This is a genomic window from Erythrobacter litoralis HTCC2594 (assembly GCF_000013005.1).
In the GTDB taxonomy this organism is placed as follows: domain Bacteria; phylum Pseudomonadota; class Alphaproteobacteria; order Sphingomonadales; family Sphingomonadaceae; genus Parerythrobacter; species Parerythrobacter litoralis_A.
In genome coordinates, this window is sequence record NC_007722.1 from 2554420 (window position 1) to 2573077 (window position 18658).

Here is an 18658-nt window from a genome sequence, read left to right on the forward strand (position 1 = left end):
GTCTATATCCGGCCTATACGGCGCTGCTCTCAATCGCTAGCGCCGGGCCATGCCCTTCGCCCCCCGATCTTCCGTGCGCGTCCAACCCTATTTCGGACATCGCTCGCGCGAGCGCCTGAGAATATCCGCGCGCGCACTTGCCTCGGGCAAGGCCGGTTTCGATGCCAGCGGGCGGTGGCAGGCCATGCGCACCATGTTAGCGCAGTTCGCCAGCCGCGAGGTCGAGGGGCTGTCCGTCGAACTCGAGCTCAAGCATCCCGGCGGCGACCGGCTGCGCCATTCGGCCACCAGCGATGGAGAGGGGTACCTGGATTTCAACATCCGCCTGCCCGGCGAATGGGCGTTGCCCGCGGAGACCAGCTGGGAAGTGGTCGGCCTCCATTGGGTTAACGAGGAAGGCGAGCAGTGCGAGGAGGGCTTCGTGCTGGTGCCGGGCACTTCCGCGAAGCTGGGTGTAATTTCCGACATCGACGACACGATCATCGAAACCGGAATAACCGGCGGTTTCCGCAGCTTCATGCGCAACTGGCGACGGGTGCTGGCGCAAATGCCCAACGAGCGGGTCGCCGTGCCCGGAGCGGACGCATTCTACAATGCCATTGGCGGCGGGGTGACGACGCCCAAGGGGGCCATCCGTCCCGGAATGCAGATCGATGCCGCCAACCGGCCGTTCTTCTACGTGTCGTCTTCGCCGTGGAACCTGTTCGCCTATCTCGTCGCCTTCAAGCGCGAGCGGCAGATACCGCTCGGGCCGCTGGCCCTGCGCGATTGGGGCCTCAATCGCGAGACCTTCGGTTCCTCGAGCCACGGTTCGCACAAGCTCGCAGCCATCCGCGAAATCCTCGACCTCCATACCGACATGCGCTTCGCCCTGATCGGCGACGATTCACAGGGCGATGTCACCGCATTCGGCCAGATCGCCGAGGAATACGGGCGGCGCATCGCGGCGGTCTTCATCCGCAATACCGGCGATGCCCATAGCACGGAGGAAATGGCCGCCATCGCGACCATGCGCGCCGGCGGCGTGCCGCTGTGGATGGGCGAAGAATTCGACAGCGCGGCGGACTTTCTGAGCGCGGCGGGATTGTCGTATCAAGGCGAGACGGCCCAGATCGTCCGCGCGAAGGTCGCGGTCGGGGACGATGCCTGAGCGGGTCATGGGGCGTGAAAGGAATTCGGGCGTGGGCTGGCTGAGTTGGACGCTGATCGCGTTGGTCGCGCTGGCCCTTGTAGGTGCAGGGCTATGGTGGTGGGCTCTCAGTGCGCAATCGGTCGCGACGCTCGATCGTGTCGATGCCCTCTTCACCGGCTCGAAGGTCGAACAAAGCGCGCCGATCCCGTTCGGGACCGAGCTTGAGCAAGCGGTAGTGGTCGCCACACCCCTCGCGCCCTCGGCCGAGCTTCGTCCGGTCGTGCTTTTCGTACATGGCGGCAGCTGGAACAGGGGCAGCGCGGTCGATTACGCTTTCGTCGCACGCAATCTGGCGATCGAGGGCTATGTCGGCGTGAGCGCGGGCTACCGGCTGGTTCCGGGCGGCGAGTTTCCTGCCATGGTCGAAGATGCCGCCAGGGCGCTGCGCTGGACGGTCGATCATATCGCCGATTATGGCGGCGACCCAGACCGGATATACCTGATGGGTCATTCGGCCGGAGCCTATAACGTTGCGATGCTGGCGCTCGACGCGCAATGGCTGGAGCATGAGGACCTGCCGATGGATGCGATCAAGGGGGTCATCGGCTTGGCCGGCCCCTACGATTTCCTCCCGCTCGACAGCGACAGCACCAGCAACGCGTTCGGCGGGGCGAGCGATCTCGCTGCGACCCAGCCGATCAATTTCGCCCGCAGCGATGCCCCGCCGATGCTGCTGCTCACCGGTTATGCCGACACGACCGTGCGTCCGCGCAATTCCCGCGCGCTCGCGGCGGCGCTGACCCGGGAGGGGCAATCGACCGAGCCCGTGCTGCTTCCCGGCCTGACCCACAGCGGTATCATCATGGCGCTGTCCCGCCCCTTCGAGGGCAATGGCGCGGTGAAGGCGGCGATATTCGGATTTCTCGCGGCGAGGGAGCACGGCGATCGGGCAACACCTTCATCGCCTATTCAGGCCGCCGGAGGCTAATTGACCGCAATGCGCGCGCTCCTGTATCTCGTCGCCTGCCTGGCTGCGATCACGCTGTCGGTTCAACCGGCGACGGCACAATCCGTCCTGCGCGATGCGGAAACGGAAGCGCTGCTCGACGACATGGCCGCGCCGCTGGTCGAAGCGGCCGGGCTGCAACCCGGCAATGTCGACATCGTGCTTATCAACGATCCGTCCATCAACGCCTTCGTGGCGGGCGGACAGATCGTTTACCTCCATTCGGGCCTGATCAACGCCGCCGATACCGCCAACGAAGTGCAGGGCGTGATCGCGCATGAACTCGGACACATCACCGGTGGACACATTATCCGCACCGGCGAGGGCCTTCAGCAGGCGAGCAACATCTCGATCCTCTCGCTGATCCTCGGCGCGGCGGCCTTTGCCGCGGGCGCAGGCGATGCGGGCATGGCCGCGATCCTCGCAGGGCAGCGCGCCGCGCTTGGCAGCTTTCTCGCGTTCAGCCGGGTGCAGGAAGCCTCCGCCGACGCGGCAGGCGCGGAATATCTGTCCAAGGCCGGGATTTCCGGTCGCGGGTCGCTCGCCTTCTTCGGCAAGCTGCTCAACCAGGAATTCCGCTATGGCCGCAGCCAAGACGACGAAGCAGCCTTTACCCGCACTCACCCGCTCTCGGGCGACCGCATAGCCCGCTTGCGCGAAACCTACAGCGTTGATCCTGCATGGGAAGCGCCCGGCGACGCCGCACTCGAAGCGCGCTTCCAACGGGTCAAGGCCAAGCTCTACGGCTACTTGGCGGAGCCTAACCGCGTCGTGCGCGCCTATCCCGAAACCCGGCAGGACGTGCCTGCCCGCTATGCCCGTGCCTACGCCTTTCACAAGGATGCCCAGGTCGAACGCGCGCTCGACGAGGCCGAGGGACTGCTGCTGACCGATCCCGACAATCCCTATTTTCTCGAGCTCAAAGGCCAGATCCTGCTCGAATCGGGGCGTCCCGACGAAGCCCTGCCCGCCTTGCGGAGCGCCAACGAATTGAGCGGAAATCATCCCCTCATCGCCTCGATCTTCGGCCACGCTCTGATCGCGACCGAGGACGAAAGCAACCATACCGAAGCCGAGCGCGTGTTGCGCGCCGCAGTCGCGCGCGATCGCCGCAATCCCTTCGCCTGGTACCAGCTCGGTGTGGTCTATGCCGCGCAGGGCGACATGCCGCGCGCGCGCCTCGCGACAGCCGAGCGGGAAGTGATGACGCGGCAATACGGCCTCGCCCTTCGCAGCGCGCGGGTGGCCGAAGCGGGGCTGGAAGAGGGTACGCCGGACTGGCTGCGCGCGCAGGATATCCGCCTGCAGGCCGAAGCCGAACTTGAACGCCAGCGCGACGAACGGTAGCGCTCGAACATGGTCCGCAACGCGCTCCTCGTCCTCGCCGCCCTCGTCGCGGGCTTCGCCGGTGCCGGCATATTCAGCTGGTCCGGGCTTGGGGATCGCCATGTCGAACGATATCTGGTGGCCAATCCGGACCTGCTGCCGCAAATGATGGCCGCGCTCGAGCGCAAGCGCGCCGAGGACCGCCTGGCCAGTGTCGGGGGCGATGTGCGCACACCCTATGGCGGGGCCGTGCTCGGCAATCCCAATGGCAGCAAAACGCTGGTCAAGTTCACCGATTACAATTGCGGCTATTGCCGCGCCAGCGCTGGCGAAGTGCAGAAAATGATCGCCGCCGACCCTGATCTGCGCGTCGTCATCCGCGAATGGCCGATCTTCGAAGGCAGCGACATCGCTGCCCGCATGGCGCTCGCGGCGGCCAAGCAGGGCAAGTATCGCGAGTATCACCTCGCGCTGTTCGAAAGCGGCGATACCAGCATGGCCGGCCTGGAAGCGGCGGCGCAGAAAGCCGGCCTCGATCTTGCACGCCTCAAGAACGACGCCGGGAGCGCGGAGATCGGGTTCGAGCTGTCCCGCAATGCGCAATTCGCTCAGGAACTCGGCTTCACCGGTACGCCCAGTTGGGTCGCCGGTAGCCGGATCATCGAAGGTGCGGTGCCGGCCGAAGCGCTGGCCAGCGCGCTGAGCGAAAGCGCCGCGAGCGAATCATGATCCGGTTTCTTGTCGGCCTCGGCCTGGCCGCCGGATGCGCGGCCTCGGCCAGTGCCTGGGCGCCTCCGGCCGATTTTCTCGAGCTGCGCGCAAAGGATGCGCGGGTGGCGCGAATCGGGTTCGAACTTGCGACCGCAAACGCGCCTTTTTGCGACGACAAGGTTCCGGCCACCGGCCTGCTGCTGCACGACATGGGCGCTTATGCCGATCCGCAGCAAATGCGGTCTGCACTGGGGCTGACAAGCGATATCGCGGTCCAAGCCGTGGTGCCGGACTCCCCGGCTGCCGAAGCCGGTCTGGCAACAGATGATTCGATCGTCAGCTTCGACAATGTGCCCGTCTCCGCGCTCCCGAGCGACGAGAATAAGCGCTGGTTCAGGCTCGAACGGTTGCGCCAGACCATGACCGAACAACTGGCTGAAAGCGGCACGGTGTCGCTGGCCCTACAGGGCGACGAGGCGATCACTTTAAGGGGCGTCGCGGCTTGTCGTTCGCGTTTCGAGGTCGGCCCGCTCGGCAAACGTGCCGTCGCCAATGGCGAGCGCGTGGTGATCGGCGACAAATTTCCCGGCCACGAATGGCCCGACGAACTGCTTGCCGCAGTGATGGCACACGAGCTCGCGCACAATGTTCTTCGCCATCGCGCCTGGTTCGATGCCAACGGTCGCCAGCGCAAGTATGTCCGGCTGACCGAGCGCGAAGCCGATCGGTTGATGCCGTGGCTCCTCGCCAATGCGGGTTATGAACCTTCGGCGGCGGCTCGTTTCATGGAAACCTGGGGCCCCGCGCATAGCGGCGGCATATTCCGCAAGCGCACGCATGATGGGTGGGACGAACGCGCCGACATGATCGCGGCGGAAGTGGCCCTGGTCGAAGCGCGACTGGCAGCAGGCGAGCAGGCCGATTGGAAGACGCACTTCAGACGGGAAGACCTTCCCAACCGGTAAGGTGCGTCAGGGAAGCCTCAGGCGGCCTCTTCCTCCTCCATCGCCTTCGCATACATCGAGTTGAGCGGCCGTTCGAAGACGCGGCGGACCATCGGTTCGAAGAAGCTCAGCGGCTCGCTGTCGTAATCGGGATCGAAGGCGGCCTGGTCGTATTTCTCGCAGAATTCGGCGCAGGCCCTGTAATGTGGGTGATCTTCGAACCGGTCGCGGATGTTGCGATCCATGCCGAGGTGATGGAAATAGTAATAGCCCTGGAACGCGCCGTGGTTCTGGCAGATCCAGTGCAGTTCCTCGCTTACGAAAGGCTTGAGGATCGAGGCCGCGACCTCGGGATGATTGTAGCTGCCCAGCGTGTCGCCGATATCGTGCAGCAGGGCCATCACGACATATTGCTCGTCGCGCCCGTCGCGATGCGCGCGCGTGGCGGTCTGCAGCGAATGTTCCAGCCGGTCGACTGGAAAGCCGCCGAAATCGCCGTCGAGCAGCCGCAGGTGGTCGAGCACGCGGTCGGCCAGTCCCTTCGAGAACTCGCGATATTCCTGCCCGATGATGGCCCAGTCATCCGCCGTGCCTTCCTTCATTTCGCGGAATTTGGCGCGTTCGGCGGCGTGATGCGCCTTTTCGGCGTCGATGCGATCGGGTGCGTTCATGGCAAGGTCTCCTCTTCACAGGCGAAAATAGCGGAATTCCGCGCGATCCGCAAAATATCTGACGTTTGGCCAAATTTGTCCTATCTAGGGCGCATGGCCATGCTGCCCTTTCGCCCTACGCCGTTCTTCGAGAACAAGAACCGCGCGTTCTGGAACCTGCAATTCGCAGGCTGGACCGGTGCGATCGCGCTGCGTTCGATCCAGGGCATCTCCAACGGCCAGCCGCCATCCTACCTGATCCTGATGCTGATCGTCGGTATCACCGGTTTTGCCATCAGCACACTGCTGTCCGTGGTCTATCGCCAGCTCATCAATCGCCCGCCCCTGGTGACCTGGGGCGCGACGGCCGCGGTGCTGGCGATTGCGGTGACGATCTATGCCCTGGTCGAAGCATGGGTGATCAGCCTCTATTTCGCCGACCGCGATACGACGCTGACGCAGCTGGTGCTGATCTATCTGTTTTTCGATTTCTCGCTGCTCGGTGCGTGGACCGGTCTCTATTACGCCATCAACTTCTTCCTGCAGGTGGAAGAGCAGGCCGACCGCCTCGAGCGGCTCGAATTGCAGGCGACGAGCGCGCAGCTCGCCATGCTGCGCTACCAGCTCAACCCGCATTTCCTTTTCAACACGCTCAATTCGATCAGCACGCTCGTGCTGCTCAAACAGACCGAGCCTGCCAATGCGATGCTGACCCGGCTGTCCGGCTTCCTGCGGCATACGCTGATCACCGAGCCAGGCGGCAAGGTCACCGTCGCGCAGGAGGTTGAGACGCTGAAGCTTTATCTCGATATCGAGCGCATGCGTTTCGAAGAGCGGCTGCGGACCGAGTTCGACGTTTCGGACGCAGCCGCCAAGGCGATGCTGCCTTCGCTTCTGCTCCAGCCGCTGGTCGAGAATGCAATCAAATATGCCGTCTCCCCGCAGGAAGAGGGCGCGCGCATTACGCTGGCGGCGCAATTGGTCGGAGAAAGGCTGCGCGTCGTCGTTTCCGATACCGGCCCGGGATTGCAAAGGCCCGAAACCCGCGCCAGCCTGCCGCTTGCAATGACGGGCGCATATACCTCCACGGGTGTGGGGCTCGCCAATATTCGCGACCGGCTTGCCCAGGCCTATGGAGAGGACCACCTGTTCGAAATCCGCACCCCCGATGATGGCGGGTTCACCGTCATCATCGAAATCCCCCACGAATCCGCATCCAAAGACAGCGGGGAAGCCGATCCCCCACGGCTCTCCGAACCGGGCGCAGCCGCGACCGACACGCTGCCCGACAATGTGGAATCCCTAGCGGCGCGCCGCGCCACAGGAAGCTGACCATGACAATCCGAACTATCCTAGTCGACGACGAAAAACTTGCCATCCAGGGCCTGCAATTGCGGCTCGAGCCCTTCGAAGACGTCGAGATCATCGGCACTTGTTCGAACGGGCGCGAAGCGATCCGCAAGATCAAGACCGAGAAGCCCGACCTCGTCTTTCTCGATATCCAGATGCCCGGCTTCGACGGTTTCAGCGTGGTCAAGGGGATCATGGAGATCGAGCCGCCGCTGATCGTCTTCGTCACGGCTTTCCAGGAACACGCGATCCGCGCATTCGAGGCCAATGCGGTCAATTACCTGATGAAGCCGGTCGACGAGGAAAAGCTCGCCGACACGATCGAACGGGTGCGGCAGCGCCTGGCCGAGAAGAAGTCGGCCGACGAGGCAGAAAAGCTCAAGAACGTCCTCACCGAAGTCGCGCCCGAAGCCGCCGAGGAATTCTCCGAAGGCGAGGGCGAGACCAGCGAGCGCTTTGAAAAGCTGATCAACGTGAAGGACCGGGGACAGATCTTTCGCGTCGAAGTGGAATCGATCGAATATATCGAAGCCGCCGGCGACTATATGTGCATCTACACCGGCGACAATTCGCTGATCCTGCGCGAGACGATGAAGGATCTCGAAAAGCGTCTCGACCCGCGCAAGTTCCAGCGCGTCCACCGCTCGACGATAATCAATCTCGATCAGGTCCGGCAGGTCAAGCCGCACACCAACGGCGAATGCTTCCTGCTCTTGGATTCAGGGGCGGAGGTGAAGGTGAGCCGGTCCTATAGGGATGTGGTCGCCCGCTTCGTGCATTGATTTGCGTTGCGAAAGCGCATCCGCGCTTTCGTCCTCGCTAGATGCGCAGCAAGCTGCGCCCGCTGCGGGCAGGCGGTCGCCCTTGCGGCCCCTCCCCCGGGGCCGTTTTCCGCAGCCGAGTTGAAAGGCAGCCCTTATCCGGGCCGAAACACCGTCTTCAAATTCATGAACTCGTGCAAGCCGAGGTGCGAAAGCTCGCGGCCGTGGCCCGATTTCTTGATCCCGCCAAAAGGCGCGACTGGGTGGGAGGAGAGGAACTGGTTGATCGCGGTCATGCCGGATTCGATGTCGCGCACGAAGCGCTCTTCTTCGTCTGCGTCCTGCGTCCAGACCGACGAACCGAGGCCATAGGGGATCGCATTGGCGATATGGATGGCCTCGTCGATATCCTGGGCGCGGTAGAGCTGCGCGATCGGGCCGAAGATCTCGGCATTTGCGGTCTCGCTGTCAAGTTCCACCCCGGTGAGGACACCGGCAGTGATGAAGGCACCCGCGCCGTCCTGAACCTCGCCGCCGAATTCGAGCGTGGCGCCTTCCTTTTTCGCGGTTTCGATCTGCTCCAGCACCGTCTCGAGCTGGTCGGTGCTTGATAGCGGGCCCATGTCGATACCATCGTCCATCGGATCGCCCGCCTGCACCGCCTGCATCTGCGCATAGAACGCATCGCGGAAACGCTCGTAGATATCGGCATGGACGATCATGCGCTTGCCGCAGATGCACGATTGGCCGGTATTCTGCACGCGCGCCAGAACCGCCTGCTCCACCGCCGCGTCGAGATCGGCCGACGGCATGACGATGAAGGGATCGGAGCCGCCGAGTTCGAGCACGACCTTCTTTAAATGCTTACCCGCCAGTTCAGCAACGGCGCTGCCCGCCTTCTCGCTTCCGGTCAGCGTGGCGGCCACCACCCGGTCATCGGCGATGATCGATTCGACGGCGTCCGACTTGATGGCGAGGTTCTGGAACAGGCCTTCGGGCGCGCCGGCCTCGCTCATCATCGCATCCATCATGGCGGCGCAGCCCTGAACGATGCTGGCATGCTTCAGCAGGCCGACATTTCCCGCCATGATCGCGGGCGCGAGGAAGCGGACGACCTGCCAATAGGGATAGTTCCACGGCATCACCGCCAGCACCGGGCCTTGCGCCAGCCAGCGCCCTTCTGCCGAACCATCGTCGCCCAGGTCCCAGTGCAGCGGTTCGAGCATTCCCGGTCCGGCCTCGGCCATATGCCGCATCAGGGCGATGCACTTGTCGACTTCGGCCCGCGCGCTCGACAGCGTCTTGCCCATTTCCAGCGTCGCTTGCCGCGCGAGCGGATCGCGGTGCGCTTCGTAGGCCTCCGCCAGGCTCAGCAGCATGGCGCTGCGCTCGTCGAGCGACGACCGTCGCCACGCGGCATAGGCTTCGTCCGCCTTCGCCAGCTTCGCCTCGATTTCCTGCCCGGACAGTTCGGCATAGCTCTCCAGCGTTTCGCCGGTAGCAGGGTTGGTCGTCGTGATCATCGCAGGGCCTCGCAGTCGGAGTGGCGTTCGCTGTATCAATGGATCGCGCAAGGCCCCGTTCCGCTGCGCTTGAGAATGCAGGCAAAATCGCGCAGGACGTGCCGCCATGAGCACATTCGACTTGCCCGGCTTCGACCTCGACCGTTTCGTGCGCGACACGCTGGCGGAGGACCTGGGCGAAGGCCTGCCTGGCGGCGGGCGCGACGTGACCAGCGAGAGCGTGATCCCCGCCGAAGCGCGCTTCGCCGGCGTGATGGACAGCCGCAACCCGATAGTGGTTGCGGGTCTCCCCGTCGCCGCAGCTTTCTTCCGCGCGCTCGATCCGGCGATGGCGATCGACATTCTGGTCGAGGAAGGCGCCGCAGTCGAACCCGGCGCGGACCTGATGCGGCTGGAGGGCAATGCCCGCGCCATGCTGACGGCGGAGCGCAGTGCGCTCAACACTGTCCAGCACCTCTCGGGCATCGCCACCATGGTGCGCGAGTATGTCGATGCGATGGACAATCCCGATTGCACGCTGCTCGACACGCGCAAGACCATTCCCGGCCTGCGGCATCTGGAGAAATACGCCACCCGCATGGGCGGGGCATCGAACCACCGCATGGGGCTGTGGGATGCGGCGATGATCAAGGACAACCACGTGCTCGTGGCCGGAAACGTCGGCGAGGCGGTGCGCCGCGCGGTCGCGGCAGGGGTCGAGGAGATCATCTGCGAAGTCGACCGGCTCGACCAGATCGAACCTGCGCTCCGGGCAGGCGCGACACGGCTGTTGCTCGACAATATGGGGCCCGACACTTTGCGTGAAGCCGTGAGCATCGTGGCAGGCCGCGTACCGACCGAAGCCAGCGGCGGGATCACTCTCGACACGATCAAGGCCAAGGCCGCGACGGGTGTCGATTACGTTTCCGTCGGCCGCCTGACCCAGAGCGCGCCCGCCGCCGATATCGGACTGGATTTCACACCGCTGTGAGATTTGCCCTTCTTCATCATCGCGAGCGACGCAGTCGCGTGGCGATCCATGGAGCCGCCGCCGCTTTGCTCGCTTTGAGCCATGGATTGCCGCGGCGCTTAGCGCTCCTCGCAATGACGGGTTTGTTGATGGGAAGCGCCGCCCCGGGTCTCGCCCAATCCTACCAATGCCGCGTATCCGGCAATCTGCTGGTGCCCGAACAGCGGCAGGACGGCCCGACGCGGCAGCTGCCCGTCACCGGCTACACGCTGGCGCTCAGCTGGTCGCCCGAGTTCTGTCGCACCCGCCAGTCTTCGCGCCGCGATGCGACGCAATGTTCTGGGCGGACCGGGCGCTTCGGCCTGATCGTCCACGGCCTGTGGCCCGACGGGCGTGACATCTGGCCGCAATATTGCGGCACCGCGCGCACGGTTTCCGTACCCGAGGCGAAGCGCAACCTGTGCATGATGCCCTCGCCCCGCCTGATGGCACGGCAGTGGCAGAAACACGGCAGCTGCATGGCGCGCCGCCCGGAAACCTATTTCAAGGTCACGCGCATCCTCTGGAATAGCCTGCGCATCCCCGACTACGACCGTCTGTCGCGACAAGACAACCTCACCGCAGGCGACATCCGCTGCGCCTTCGCCAGCGCCAATGGCACGCACTGGCAGCCCGAAATGGTCGGCGTGAAGCTGAACGAGCGCGGCTGGCTGCAGGAATTGCGCCTGTGCTACGGCAAGAACTTTATGCCGGTGCGATGCAAACCCCGGCAATTGGGAGTGCGTGACAACATCGAAGCGAAGATTTGGCGAGGATTATGAGAGCATCTATTGGAGGACTTCGACATGCGTTTATGGCTCACGGGATTGGCGGCCTTAATGTTGGCGGCCTGCTCTGGTTTAGCCAACGAGGCGGAATCAGAACAGATGGCAAGTCGCGACTTTGAGAGCCTCAGCGACTTCACAGATGCTCTCGAGCAAACATTCAAGAGCAAGCCTTTGGAATACTCGAGGGCAATTGCGTTGATAAAGGATGGCGCAGCAGGTCCTGACTGGCTTGCAACGTTCCATGGGCTGCCTGACAACAAATCAGCGTGCGAGGAGATTATTCAACCTTACAATGAAGACCCGGCGCTGTCTGTGGTGCCTGGTCGTTATAGATGTATAGAGATCGATTCAGGCTTTTCACTTGCCGCAACTGCGGACATGTGAGTCAGCGCCGCTCCCTGAAAAACCCACGCAGCATGTCCGCCGCTTCGTCCTCGCCCATGCCTGAATATACCTCCGGAGCGTGCAGGCATTGTGAGTGGTCGAACACCTTGGCGCCGTGCTCCACAGCGCCGCCCTTGGGGTCGCTGGCCGCGTAATAGAGTCGCGCGATGCGGGCGTGGCTGATCGCGCCTGCGCACATTGCGCAGGGCTCCAGTGTCACCCACAGGTCGCAGCCTTCCAGCCGTTCCTGCCCTAGCGCCTTGGCGGCGGCACGAATTGCGGCGATCTCGGCATGGGCGGTGGGATCATGGTCGGTGCGCGGCGAATTGTGGGCCGCAACGATTACTTTCTCGCCCTTCACCACCACCGCCCCAATCGGGACTTCGCCGGCATCGGCAGCCTTGCGTGCTTCCTCGAGCGCTAAGCGCATTGGGTCTGGTAATGGCCAGCGGGTCATGCCAAAGCCGCTACGCGCGCTCGGCCCGGAAGGCCAGACTCGTGTTGACGATTCGCCCCTCCGCCGCTATGCGCGCGCCTTTCCCGGCATTGACCGATATTTTTTGAGAAGAGACGAACCATGTCGCGCATCTGCGAACTGACCGGCAAGGGCCGCCAGGTAGGCCACAATGTGAGCCACGCCAACAACAAGACCAAGCGCGTCTTCCTGCCCAATCTGCAGAACGTCACGCTGCTGAGCGAAAAGCTGGACCGCGGCTTCAAGTTCCGTGTGTCGACGCAGGGCCTGCGCTCGGTCGAGCACAATGGCGGGCTGGACAACTGGCTGCTCAAGACCAAGGACGACAAGCTGTCTTCGAATGCGCTCAAGGTGAAGCGCGAGCTCAAGAAGGCGATGAACGAGGCTGACGCTGCGGCGTAAGCGCTCGGCCGTCCGGCCTCACGAAATCTGCAAAAGGCGCGCGGGGCAACTTGCGCGCCTTTTGCTGTGACTAGCGACCGGCGCGACCATCCCAGTAGAGCTGCGCGACGAGCGTGCGCTGGTAGGCGATATCGTTGTCGTCGGAAATCATCGTGATCGTGACCGGATAGCCGCCATCGGTCGGTTCTACCGCCAGCCCTTCGTAATTGTCGGTCGGGAAGGGGCGGGAGAAGACCGTCAGCAACTCGCCCGACCAGGTTTCGCCTTCGGCGATCTGCGCCGGATCGGCGACCAGCAGCCCGATCTCGAACCGCGGCGGCAGGCCGAAGACGATCCGCCGCAGCAGGAAGAGTACCCGCCCGTCGGGCAGGGCAGCGATATCGGTCGGGCGAAAGTCCTCGGGCGCGCTGAAGGCGAAGGACATGCCGGGATCACCTTCGGCAGGATCGCGCGCAAACAGGACCGCCGGCATGCGATCGTCGGTCCAGCGCGTGGTGCCCTCCCCGATCACGATAAAACGCCCGTCGTCGAAGCGCAGCATGGCTTCGGGGCCGCTGTTGCTGCGCCAGTCCTGCATCGACGGCGGACGCACGCGGGTGGGCGAGCGCAGCCGCGCATCGCGCCGCTCGATCGCGTTGAGTCCTTCGTATGCCGCCCAGACCGTGCCGCTCTTCGGGTCAATCGCAAGCGCTTCGATGTCGGACGCACGTTTTTCGGCGAAGCGATCCTCGCCATTGAAGCGCGCCATCGGGCCAATGCCGAGGCGGTCGCCCTCTATCGTGAAGCGCAGGACATTGCCGCGATCGCTCGCGGTCAGGAATTCGCCCGGTGCCGTGGCCCGCAAGGCCGAATAGCTGCCGAACAGGTGATGGTTGCTGTCGAGCTCCCACGCATTGAGCGTGACGAACGGGCCGAGGCGCGGCGGCAGGTCGGTCAGCCGCGTGATCGCCACGCAGGAATCGTAATCGGGCGGCGGGACGGCGCTGCGCACCCAGGTCCCGGGCGCGAGGCCCAGCGCCACACAGGCGAGCAATATCAGCCGCCTTTTCACGGGTCCGCCCGCCGGGTCAGTCCATCGGGCCGGTAAAGAGCAGCGGATCGAGCCGCGCATCGCGCCACTTGAGGCTCCAGTGCAGATGCGGCCCCGTCGCCCGCCCGCTAGCGCCGATATTGCCGAGATACTGGCCTTGCTTGACCACTTGCCCTTCGCTCACCGCGATCTTGGAAAGATGCAGGAAAGCGCTGTTGAGGCCCTGTCCATGATCGATGATGAGAAGATAGCCCTCGAGCGAGAAGGGCCGCGCCGTCGCGAGCGTCACCACGCCGTCGGCGGGCGCGACGAAGGGCACGCCGTTGCCCGGTGCGATATCGATGCCCGAATGATAGCTGCCCGGTTCGCCGCGATAGATCCTCTGCGAGCCGAAGCGTCCGGAAATGCGGCCCCTGACCGGCCAGATGAAATCTTGCGCCCAACCCTGGCTCGGCGCGTCCATGCCCCGCGCGGCATTGATCTGGTCGAGTTCGGGCTTGCGCCGGGACCACCAAGCCTCGCTCGCGCCGCCGCGTCTGCGGGCGATGTTCACGCGCTCGATATCCCAGTCCCGCCGTGCGATGGCGAGATCGGTTTCGATGGTGCTGCCATTGCGCAGGGTCGCTACGAGCCGCGCGGTCGGCCCCGCGTCGCGATCGAAAGCGGCGAAAAAGCGCCCATCCTCGTCCAGCGTCAGTGCCTGCCCGCCCAGCCGCGCGCGGAACGTGCCCGCCGGAACCTGTCCGCGGATCCAGCCGCCTTGTTCCAGCTCGCCGCGATAGACGAAATCGCTCGGCCCGTCGGGTTTGGGCGGAAAGGCAGGAACTTCGACCGGTTGCGCCGCAACCGTTGCGGCGGCGGCGGCGGGCTGGACCGGTGCGGCCGCCGCATCTTCGCGCACGTTGGCCTGGCAACCGGGCGCTAGGGCGACGACAGCCGCCAACAGCGCGAGGCGCTTCGCAAACGGAGCCATCACGCGTCTTGCGTCAGGCGCTGGGTCGCGAGTTCCGCCGAGGCATAGGCCTCTTGGTAGTGGACGCTCCAGTAGCGCAGGTCTTCCAGCGGAATTTCTTCGCCGCTCACAGCGCAATGGACGAAGCGCCCCGTGCGCAGGACGCGAAAGCCATTGGGGCCGTATTCGAGCCGCGCGGGCTCGTTTCGAGAGGACATCAACATGGGTATCTCTTTAGCAGCACAGGATTAACCGAACAAATCTTCCTGCGCGCCAGACGTGCCCGGCGGAGGCGATTTTTTCACGCGTTTCGGCGCGGCGGCGGCTTTTCCCGCCGGCACGACATCGAGACTGCCATCGGCGAATTCGACTGCCAGCCGCGCCTGCTTCGTCGCCTCCCCCTTGGCGCGGACCAGCTTGCCGTCGGCATCGCGCACCAGTGCATAGCCACGCTCGAGCGGGGCGCGCGGATTGAGTGTGGCCAGCACGCGCGAGAGACCCGCCAGCCGCTCGCCATCGCGCGCCGCGCGCCGCTCCACCAGCGCGGGGGCCAAACGAACCTGGTCGAGCTTGCGCCGCGCCTCGCGCTCGGCACGTTGGAGCATAGTGGGCGACAACCGTTGCGTCGCCAACGCCTCGCGTCCCTTCGCCGCGCGATCCCTGAGCGCACCCCGCAATCGCTCAACCCTTTCGTCGAGCTTTTGCGCCTGTGGCTGTAGCAGGGTTTCGATGGTCGGCAGGCGCTGGACCCGCGCCTCCAGTCGTTCACGCCCCAGCGATAGCGGCCGCAGCACGCCGCGTTGCTGGCGGGCCGCATAGTCATTGAGCGTCGCGGCCAGTTCCCCCTTCACCGGCACCGCGATTTCGGCGGCGGCCGTGGGCGTCGGCGCGCGGCGATCGGCGGCATAGTCCGCCAGCGTGGTGTCGGTCTCGTGCCCGACCGCGCTGATCACCGGGATCGGGCTGTCGGCGATGGCGCGCACGACCATCTCTTCGTTGAAGCTCCACAAATCCTCAATCGAGCCGCCCCCGCGCGCGACGATCAACAGGTCCGGCCTTGGGACCTCGCCCCCAGCTTTTATGGCCCCGAAACCCCGGATCGCCGCGCTGACCTGCTCGGCCGCGCCCTGCCCCTGCACCAGCACCGGCCAGACCAGCACATGGCTGGGAAAACGATCCGCCAGCCGGTGCAGGATATCGCGGATCACCGCCCCGGTCGGCGAGGTCACGACCCCGATCGTGCGCGGCAGGAACGGCAGTGGCCGCTTGCGATCACGCGCGAACAGGCCTTCCGCTTCGAGCCGCTGGCGGGTCTTCTCGAGCAGCGCCAGCAATGCGCCCTCGCCCGCCATTTCCAAGCTTTCCAGCACGATCTGGTATTTCGAGCGACCCGGATAAGTGGTGAGCTTGCCAGTCGCGATCACTTCCAGCCCGTCTTCCGGCTGGAACGCGAGGCGCGCGGTGGTGCCCTTCCACATCACCCCGTCGATCACGGCCTTCTCGTCCTTGAGCGAGCAATACATGTGACCGCTCGCGGCCCGCTTCACGCCGGACAATTCACCGCGCAGGCGGACATAGCCGAAGCGGTCCTCGACCGTGCGCTTGAGCATTTGGGACAAGGCGCTGACGGAAAGCGGCTCGGCGTTGTCGCCTGCGCGAGATTGAGCGATCAGATCGGACATCGTGGGCGCACTGCTCTCCACACACTTGTGCTCAAAGAAGGACGGCCCTTCGACAGGCTCAGGGCGAACGGTTAGGAGGTGGCTTCTCTACCCGTTCGTGCTGAGCTTGTCGGTAGCGAAGCTGGCGCGTACCGCCAACCACTGTCCTTACTTTTGCGCGAGGTTTGCCACGTGAACATTCTCCTCATCGGCTCCGGAGGGCGCGAACACGCGCTGGCATGGAAATTGGCGCAGTCACCCAGCTGCACAAAGCTCTATGCAGCGCCGGGCAATCCGGGGATTGCCGAGGATGCCGAATGCGTGACGCTGGATGTGGCGGATCATGGCGCAGTGGCAGAATTCTGCACCAATAAGGACATTGCACTGGTCGTCGTGGGACCCGAAGCGCCGCTGGTCGATGGGTTGGGCGACAGTTTGCGCGCGGCGGGCATCGCGGTGTTCGGTCCGAACGCCAAGCCCGCCCAGCTGGAGGGCTCGAAGGGGTTCACGAAGGACCTGTGCGAACGCGCTGGAATTCCGACGGCGGGCTATGTCCGCACGACTTCGCTTGATGAAGCGACGCAGGCACTGGAGCGCTTCGAGGCACCCCACGTTCTAAAGGCCGACGGACTGGCGGCAGGCAAGGGCGTGGTCATCGCCGAGACGCGCGAAGATGCCCAGGCCGCGCTCGCCGACATGTTCGGCGGACAGTTCGGCGAAGCGGGTGCGGAAGTCGTGATCGAGGAGTTCATGGCGGGCGAGGAAGCGAGCTTCTTCGCGCTGACCGACGGAACGGCAATCGTGCCCATCGGCACTGCGCAGGACCACAAGCGCATCGGCGACGGCGATGTGGGACCCAATACAGGCGGTATGGGGGCCTATTCGCCCGCACCGATCCTCACCGACGATTTACAGGCGCGCGTGATGGCCGAGATCATCGAGCCCACCGTCACGACCCTACGCGAAGAGGGCATGCCCTATTCCGGCGTACTCTATGCCGGGCTGATGCTGACCGAGACCGGCCCAAAACTGATCGAATACAACGCCCGGTTCGGTGATCCCGAATGCCAGGTATTGATGATGCGGCTGCAGGAGGACCTCGCAGAGCTGATGCTGGCCTGCGCCGAGGGGCGCTTAGGCGAGTTCTCTGATGCGAAGATGGCTCCCGAAACCGCGCTCACGGTCGTGATGGCGGCCAAGGGCTATCCCGGCACACCCGAAAAGGGCGGCAGCATCGACCTTGGCCAGGCCCAGGCAAATGGCGCGAAAGTCTTCCACGCTGGCACCAAACGGGACGCTAACGGCACGCTGGTCGCCAACGGCGGCCGTGTCCTCAACGTCACTGCCACAGGCCCGAACGTGTCCGAAGCCCAGCGCGCCGCCTACCAGGCTGTCGACGCGATCGACTTCCCCACCGGCTTCTGCCGCCGCGATATCGGCTGGCGCGAGATCAAGCGGGAGCGGAAAGCCTAGCTCAGCTTCTGAGCCATCAGCGCTTTCATATCGACCTCGGGGCGCGGGCCGTAGTGGCTGATCACTTCCGCCGCTGCGATTGCGCCGCGCTTGAGGCAGGCCTGCAGGTCTTCGCCCCTCGCATGGCCCGACAGGAAGCCGGCGGCGAATTGGTCGCCGGCGCCGGTGGTGTCGACGACCTTGTCGATCGGCTCGGCGGCGACTTCGGCGCGGGTGCCGTTAGCGACCGCGATAGCGCCTCTTTCGCTGCGGGTGGCGACCAGCACGGGCACCTTGGGCGCGACCATGGCGACGCCCTTGTCGAAATCTTCTTCGCCCGTCAGCGTCGCGAGCTCATGCTCGTTGACGAACAGGATGTCGATTACGCCGTCGTCGATCATGGCGCGGAAATCGTCACCGTGGCGGTCGATCACGAAGCTTTCGCTGGCAGTGAAGGCGATCTTGCGCCCGGCAGAGCGCGCCACTTCGATCGCGCGGCGCATGGCCTTGCGCGGCTCTTCCGGATCCCAGAGATAACCTTCGAGATAGAGGATGCCGCCGCTGGCGATTAATTCCTCGTCGAGCGCTTCGGCGGGCAGGAATTGTCCCGCGCCGAGAAAGGTGTTCATCGTCCGCTCGCCATCGGGCGTCACGAAGATCATCACGCGGCCTGTGGCGGGCTCGCCTTCGCGCGCAGGCGTGTCGAAATCGATGCCGGTGGCGCGCATGTCGTGGCGGAAGACTTCGCCCAGCTGGTCGTCGGCGACCTGGCCGATGAAGGCGCATTGGAGGCCAAGCGTCGAGAGGCCAGCGAGCGTATTGGCCGCCGAACCGCCCGAGACTTCGCGCGCCGGCGGCATCGCGTCGTACAGTTCCTTCGCGCGCGCTTCGTCGATCAGTGTCATCCCGCCGCGATTGAGGTCGAGCTCGTCGATCAGCTCGTCTTCGCAGGAAGCGATCACATCGACCACGGCATTGCCGATGGCGATGACGTCGTAGCGGGGCTCAGTCATGGAAAACTCCGTCGATTGCAGCGGGCAAGAAACTCGCGCCGCGCCTAGCCGCTTGCCATGCACCGGCCAAGCCCTGTCTTGCGCGCCGCGCGACAATGGCGATTGACACC

At 64.7% G+C, this 18658-nt stretch carries 20 protein-coding genes; 12 read left to right on the top strand and 8 right to left on the bottom strand.

Annotated elements, in window-relative coordinates; translation table 11 throughout:
• The first annotated feature begins 73 nt into the window (after positions 1-73).
• Genes EL2594_RS12415 through EL2594_RS12435 form a run of 5 tightly spaced genes read left to right on the top strand, consistent with a single transcriptional unit; the run spans position 74 to position 5140 of the window.
• On the top strand, positions 74-1150 hold the full coding sequence (locus EL2594_RS12415) for an App1 family protein (protein ID WP_011415439.1): 1077 nt from the start codon (positions 74-76) through the stop codon (positions 1148-1150).
• Between the two features lie 31 nt (positions 1151-1181).
• The gene (locus EL2594_RS12420) at positions 1182-2120 is read left to right on the top strand and encodes an alpha/beta hydrolase (protein ID WP_049762509.1); all 939 of its coding nucleotides are present in this window, start codon (positions 1182-1184) and stop codon (positions 2118-2120) included.
• A gap of 9 nt (positions 2121-2129) precedes the next feature.
• Positions 2130-3485: a M48 family metalloprotease gene (locus EL2594_RS12425; protein ID WP_011415441.1), complete on the top strand. Its 1356-nt coding sequence runs from the start codon at positions 2130-2132 to the stop codon at positions 3483-3485.
• A 9-nt stretch (positions 3486-3494) separates the two neighbouring features.
• Positions 3495-4193 carry a DsbA family protein gene (locus EL2594_RS12430; RefSeq protein WP_011415442.1) on the top strand — a complete coding sequence of 233 codons (699 nt, stop codon included), beginning with the start codon at positions 3495-3497 and terminating at the stop codon, positions 4191-4193.
• Positions 4190-5140 (top strand): PDZ domain-containing protein, encoded by a 951-nt coding sequence (locus EL2594_RS12435; protein ID WP_011415443.1) that lies wholly within the window; start codon positions 4190-4192, stop codon positions 5138-5140. The genes EL2594_RS12430 and EL2594_RS12435 overlap by 4 nt, the downstream gene beginning before the upstream one ends.
• A gap of 17 nt (positions 5141-5157) precedes the next feature.
• Here EL2594_RS12435 and EL2594_RS12440 read toward each other — a convergent pair whose 3' ends face one another.
• On the bottom strand, positions 5158-5790 hold the full coding sequence (locus tag EL2594_RS12440) for an HD domain-containing protein (RefSeq protein ID WP_011415444.1): 633 nt from the start codon (positions 5788-5790) through the stop codon (positions 5158-5160).
• 93 nt (positions 5791-5883) lie between these two features.
• On the opposite strand from EL2594_RS12440, the gene EL2594_RS12445 reads away from it, so the two are divergent.
• Together EL2594_RS12445 and EL2594_RS12450 are read left to right on the top strand one after the other, a co-directional pair.
• Positions 5884-7101: a sensor histidine kinase gene (locus EL2594_RS12445; protein ID WP_011415445.1), complete on the top strand. Its 1218-nt coding sequence runs from the start codon at positions 5884-5886 to the stop codon at positions 7099-7101.
• 2 nt (positions 7102-7103) lie between these two features.
• Complete coding sequence (locus EL2594_RS12450) at positions 7104-7901, top strand: LytR/AlgR family response regulator transcription factor (RefSeq protein ID WP_011415446.1); 798 nt, start codon at positions 7104-7106, stop codon at positions 7899-7901.
• A gap of 134 nt (positions 7902-8035) precedes the next feature.
• On the opposite strand, the gene EL2594_RS12455 is transcribed toward EL2594_RS12450, so the two are convergent.
• Positions 8036-9403 (bottom strand): NAD-dependent succinate-semialdehyde dehydrogenase, encoded by a 1368-nt coding sequence (locus EL2594_RS12455; protein WP_011415447.1) that lies wholly within the window; start codon positions 9401-9403, stop codon positions 8036-8038.
• 106 nt (positions 9404-9509) lie between these two features.
• Here EL2594_RS12455 and nadC point away from each other — a divergent pair, with 106 nt between their 5' ends.
• The 3 genes from nadC (at position 9510) to EL2594_RS12470 (ending at position 11563) form a co-directional block, all read left to right on the top strand.
• Complete coding sequence (nadC, locus tag EL2594_RS12460; RefSeq protein WP_011415448.1) at positions 9510-10373, top strand: carboxylating nicotinate-nucleotide diphosphorylase; 864 nt, start codon at positions 9510-9512, stop codon at positions 10371-10373.
• Between the two features lie 113 nt (positions 10374-10486).
• The gene (locus tag EL2594_RS12465) at positions 10487-11173 is read left to right on the top strand and encodes a ribonuclease T2 family protein (protein WP_011415449.1); all 687 of its coding nucleotides are present in this window, start codon (positions 10487-10489) and stop codon (positions 11171-11173) included.
• A 24-nt stretch (positions 11174-11197) separates the two neighbouring features.
• The gene (locus EL2594_RS12470) at positions 11198-11563 is read left to right on the top strand and encodes a hypothetical protein (RefSeq protein WP_155806060.1); all 366 of its coding nucleotides are present in this window, start codon (positions 11198-11200) and stop codon (positions 11561-11563) included.
• 1 nt (position 11564) lies between these two features.
• On the opposite strand, the gene EL2594_RS12475 is transcribed toward EL2594_RS12470, so the two are convergent.
• Positions 11565-12020 carry a nucleoside deaminase gene (locus EL2594_RS12475; RefSeq protein WP_041685339.1) on the bottom strand — a complete coding sequence of 152 codons (456 nt, stop codon included), beginning with the start codon at positions 12018-12020 and terminating at the stop codon, positions 11565-11567.
• Between the two features lie 120 nt (positions 12021-12140).
• On the opposite strand from EL2594_RS12475, the gene rpmB reads away from it, so the two are divergent.
• The gene (gene rpmB / locus EL2594_RS12480; protein WP_011415452.1) at positions 12141-12440 is read left to right on the top strand and encodes a 50S ribosomal protein L28; all 300 of its coding nucleotides are present in this window, start codon (positions 12141-12143) and stop codon (positions 12438-12440) included.
• 70 nt (positions 12441-12510) lie between these two features.
• Here rpmB and EL2594_RS12485 read toward each other — a convergent pair whose 3' ends face one another.
• The 4 genes from EL2594_RS12485 to xseA are packed head-to-tail and all read right to left on the bottom strand — an operon-like array spanning position 12511 to position 16104.
• Positions 12511-13491, bottom strand: a complete 981-nt coding sequence (locus EL2594_RS12485; protein ID WP_196793202.1) for an esterase-like activity of phytase family protein — start codon at positions 13489-13491, stop codon at positions 12511-12513.
• A gap of 16 nt (positions 13492-13507) precedes the next feature.
• Positions 13508-14443 (bottom strand): M23 family metallopeptidase, encoded by a 936-nt coding sequence (locus EL2594_RS12490; RefSeq protein WP_011415454.1) that lies wholly within the window; start codon positions 14441-14443, stop codon positions 13508-13510.
• A complete protein-coding gene (locus EL2594_RS12495) occupies positions 14443-14646 on the bottom strand; it encodes a DUF2093 domain-containing protein (protein WP_011415455.1) in 204 nt (67 codons plus the stop codon). Before EL2594_RS12495 ends, EL2594_RS12490 begins: the two co-directional genes overlap by 1 nt.
• Positions 14647-14670: 24 nt before the next feature.
• Positions 14671-16104: an exodeoxyribonuclease VII large subunit gene (gene xseA, locus EL2594_RS12500; RefSeq protein ID WP_011415456.1), complete on the bottom strand. Its 1434-nt coding sequence runs from the start codon at positions 16102-16104 to the stop codon at positions 14671-14673.
• 171 nt (positions 16105-16275) lie between these two features.
• On the opposite strand from xseA, the gene purD reads away from it, so the two are divergent.
• Complete coding sequence (gene purD, locus EL2594_RS12505; protein ID WP_011415457.1) at positions 16276-17556, top strand: phosphoribosylamine--glycine ligase; 1281 nt, start codon at positions 16276-16278, stop codon at positions 17554-17556.
• On the opposite strand, the gene EL2594_RS12510 is transcribed toward purD, so the two are convergent.
• On the bottom strand, positions 17553-18548 hold the full coding sequence (locus EL2594_RS12510; protein WP_011415458.1) for an adenosine kinase: 996 nt from the start codon (positions 18546-18548) through the stop codon (positions 17553-17555). The genes purD and EL2594_RS12510 overlap by 4 nt on opposite strands.
• Between the last annotated feature and the right edge of the window lie 110 nt (positions 18549-18658).

What these genes read in the sequence shown, in the direction of transcription:
- EL2594_RS12425 (WP_011415441.1), top strand. Translation starts at nt 2,130, where the DNA reads ATGCGCGCGCTCCTGTATCTCGTCGCCTGCCTGGCTGCGATCACGCTG.
- EL2594_RS12430 (WP_011415442.1), top strand. Translation starts at nt 3,495, where the DNA reads ATGGTCCGCAACGCGCTCCTCGTCCTCGCCGCCCTCGTCGCGGGCTTC.
- EL2594_RS12435 (WP_011415443.1), top strand. Translation starts at nt 4,190, where the DNA reads ATGATCCGGTTTCTTGTCGGCCTCGGCCTGGCCGCCGGATGCGCGGCC.
- EL2594_RS12440 (WP_011415444.1), bottom strand. Translation starts at nt 5,790, where the DNA reads ATGAACGCACCCGATCGCATCGACGCCGAAAAGGCGCATCACGCCGCC.
- EL2594_RS12445 (WP_011415445.1), top strand. Translation starts at nt 5,884, where the DNA reads ATGGCCATGCTGCCCTTTCGCCCTACGCCGTTCTTCGAGAACAAGAAC.
- EL2594_RS12450 (WP_011415446.1), top strand. Translation starts at nt 7,104, where the DNA reads ATGACAATCCGAACTATCCTAGTCGACGACGAAAAACTTGCCATCCAG.
- EL2594_RS12455 (WP_011415447.1), bottom strand. Translation starts at nt 9,403, where the DNA reads ATGATCACGACGACCAACCCTGCTACCGGCGAAACGCTGGAGAGCTAT.
- nadC (WP_011415448.1), top strand. Translation starts at nt 9,510, where the DNA reads ATGAGCACATTCGACTTGCCCGGCTTCGACCTCGACCGTTTCGTGCGC.
- EL2594_RS12465 (WP_011415449.1), top strand. Translation starts at nt 10,487, where the DNA reads ATGACGGGTTTGTTGATGGGAAGCGCCGCCCCGGGTCTCGCCCAATCC.
- EL2594_RS12470 (WP_155806060.1), top strand. Translation starts at nt 11,198, where the DNA reads ATGCGTTTATGGCTCACGGGATTGGCGGCCTTAATGTTGGCGGCCTGC.
- EL2594_RS12475 (WP_041685339.1), bottom strand. Translation starts at nt 12,020, where the DNA reads ATGACCCGCTGGCCATTACCAGACCCAATGCGCTTAGCGCTCGAGGAA.
- rpmB (WP_011415452.1), top strand. Translation starts at nt 12,141, where the DNA reads ATGTCGCGCATCTGCGAACTGACCGGCAAGGGCCGCCAGGTAGGCCAC.
- EL2594_RS12490 (WP_011415454.1), bottom strand. Translation starts at nt 14,443, where the DNA reads ATGGCTCCGTTTGCGAAGCGCCTCGCGCTGTTGGCGGCTGTCGTCGCC.
- EL2594_RS12495 (WP_011415455.1), bottom strand. Translation starts at nt 14,646, where the DNA reads ATGTTGATGTCCTCTCGAAACGAGCCCGCGCGGCTCGAATACGGCCCC.
- xseA (WP_011415456.1), bottom strand. Translation starts at nt 16,104, where the DNA reads ATGTCCGATCTGATCGCTCAATCTCGCGCAGGCGACAACGCCGAGCCG.
- EL2594_RS12510 (WP_011415458.1), bottom strand. Translation starts at nt 18,548, where the DNA reads ATGACTGAGCCCCGCTACGACGTCATCGCCATCGGCAATGCCGTGGTC.